This window comes from Vibrio sp. 10N.261.52.A1 (genome assembly GCF_002876325.1).
GTDB lineage: Bacteria > Pseudomonadota > Gammaproteobacteria > Enterobacterales > Vibrionaceae > Vibrio > Vibrio chagasii.
On sequence record NZ_MCYD01001086.1, the window covers coordinates 1 to 2,647 of the forward strand.

General features: G+C 43.7%; 2 protein-coding genes. Both read right to left on the reverse strand.

The features are described 5' to 3' along the window. Window positions 1–176 precede the first annotated feature (176 nt). Window positions 177–1,118 carry a chemotaxis protein CheV gene (locus tag BCT81_RS23390; protein WP_004737394.1) on the reverse strand — a complete coding sequence of 314 codons (942 nt, stop codon included), beginning with the start codon at window positions 1,116–1,118 and terminating at the stop codon, window positions 177–179. A 167-nt stretch (window positions 1,119–1,285) separates the two neighbouring features. Further along, window positions 1,286–2,503, reverse strand: coding sequence for an ROK family protein (locus BCT81_RS23395; RefSeq protein WP_102426030.1), 1,218 nt, complete (start codon window positions 2,501–2,503; stop codon window positions 1,286–1,288). Window positions 2,504–2,647: the final 144 nt, after the last annotated feature.

Sequence of the window (2,647 nt, forward strand, 5' to 3'; positions counted from 1 at the left end):
GCTTAAAGTCATGACAACTTTAGACGTTAACCATATCATTAAGAGGAACTACCTTAGATTGTGCGTGAAAAGTTACGTTAGTAGTAATGCATATTTCGTGACGATTAATATGCTGCGTCAATAATAGCAAACGTTTTCTATAAGGTCACTCAAAACAAACCGACTGACGGTATAATTTACAAAATCTGACGCATACGCTCTTGAGTTACCTCAACCAACAAGTCTGGTTGGAACTTAGAAATGAAGCGGTTACACCCTACTTTTTCCACCATTGCTTCATTAAAACTTCCGCTTAATGAAGTATTTAGTGTAATAAACAAGTCGTGCATTCTCGGGTCAGAGCGCACTTCGTGAGTCAGTTTGTAGCCATCCATCTCAGGCATTTCAGCATCAGTGATCATCAACAGTATTTCTTGATTGATGTCTTTGCCTTCATCACACCAACCTTTGAGTAGGTTCAGTGCTTCTAAACCGTCACAGCATTCAATAATGTTCAAACCCAGTTGCGACAAAGTGCCTTTGATTTGGTTACGCGCGGTTGAGGAGTCATCAACGATAAGTACATTACGTCCTATCATCTCTTGAGCTAACTGCTCATCTAACACACCTTCAGAGATCGATACATCGTAATCGATGATCTCAGCCAACACCTTTTCAACGTCGATGATCTCAACGATTTTGTGCTGATCTTCTTCTTGAATATGCGTAATAGCGGTTAGGTAGTTGGCGCGACCTGTTGTCTTTGGTGGCGGCTGAATCTCTGTCCACATTGTATTGACGATATTGCGAACCTGCCCAACCAAAAAGCCTTGTACCGTTCGGTTGTACTCGGTAATGATCAGGTTACTTTCTTGCGATTCAGCACGCGATGGCGGAAAGCCAATGGCACTGCGCAGATCAATCACAGGCACAGATTCACCTCGCAAAGAAGCGACACCCGTAATGTGATGATGAGATCCAGGTAAACGAGTAAGTACCGGCACTTTTAGCACCTCTTTAACTTTAAATACGTTAATCGCAAATAATTGACGACTATTTAAGCTGAATAACAAGAGCTCCAGACGGTTTTCACCAACCAGTTTCGTTCTCTGATCAACCGAATTTAAAACGCCAGACATACAACACCTTAGTGACAAATAATAACTGTGGCTACAATAGCCTACTTCAATAGGTTAAAGCAAAGCGCTAATGCACAGAATGCTTAAACTAAGTACAACAAATGCTGTTATACAAAGCTTAAGTACATGGAAAGGTTCGGGGGAAGGCTAAAAGGAGAGAAAAAGAGTTAGCCTTCAATAACTTTCATTAACAACTGACCGTCATAAAGGGCTTGCTTGATAAGCGCAGCACCAGGCATCGTTGCTTGTTTGTAGAATCGAGATTCCACCAACTCTAAATCTTGGTGGTAAACCGACAAGCTCTGCTCTTCGATACACTTTTGAATCGCAGGATACAGAACGCTCTTAGCTTGGTTGATGACACCACCGACTAAGATTTTCTCTGGGTTAAACAGGTTAATCACAATCGCAATTGCTGAACCTAAGTAACGGCCTAACTGCTCAATCACTTCAACCGCCAGTGGATCACCATCAGCCGCAGCAGCACAGATTTGTTCGATCGTAACATCTTCAAAAGCAGTCAGCGTGGATTCCTCACCATTGGCTAAACGCTCTTTAACTTGCTCACGAATCGCCTGTGAACTCGCGACCGTCTCTAAACAGCCTCGGTTACCACAGTGACACAGCTTGCCTTCTTTATCGATTTGGATATGCCCCAGTTCACCGATGTTACCGTGACGGCCTTGTAAAACGCGGCCATCAAGAATAATCCCGGCACCTAAACCGTGGTGGATGGAGATTAAGACAGAGTTGTCATTATCTTGAGAATTACCAAACAACTTCTCAGCCAGCGCCCACGCGCGAGTATCATTGGCAATAAAAACCGGCAAGCCCGTTTCTTTGTAGATCTCAGGACCCAAAGCTAAGTTTTCGACATTGTAATGCGGCATTTGCAACACAATACCCTGCTCTGAATTCACAAGGCCTGGAAGCGTGACCGCGATACTGGTTACCCTATCGAGCTGCTCAGCATAAGTTTGGAAAAATTCGTCGATTTCGTGAAGAAGACGCGCAAGCACATCATCTTGGTCGCGTTCGTGAATGTCGATCTTGGTATCGATAAGCACATCGCCGCCCAGTTCATGAAGCGCGATAGTAAGATACCCGCGTCCAAGACGCATCGACAAGAATTGCCAACCTTCATTGTTGGTTTGTAAACCAACAGCAGGACGTCCGCGAGTCGTGGCTTCTTGAACCGTCGTTTCGTGGATAAGGTGAGCTTCCATGAGTTCACGGGTTATTTTGGTAATACTCGCCGGAGCCAACTCACTTTGTTTGGACAGATCGATACGAGAAATAGGACCTTTAAGGTCAATTAGTTTATATACACGACCAGCATTGACCTGTTTGATATGATCAATATGGCCCGGTTGAGCCATGTACATTTTACGCTCCAGAAATCATCAACGGGATAATTTTTTTACTTTGCGAAGTAATTGTGAAGCCACTTGGTATATCGCCGTGACCAGTATCACGTATATACATGAATCTTTGTGTATCGAGTCAAATAGTTCGAGGAAAATTAACAC

Excerpts from the sequence above, each read along its gene's own strand:
- BCT81_RS23390 (WP_004737394.1), bottom strand. The coding sequence starts at position 1,118 with ATGTCTGGCGTTTTAAATTCGGTTGATCAGAGAACGAAACTGGTTGGT.
- BCT81_RS23395 (WP_102426030.1), bottom strand. The coding sequence starts at position 2,503 with ATGTACATGGCTCAACCGGGCCATATTGATCATATCAAACAGGTCAAT.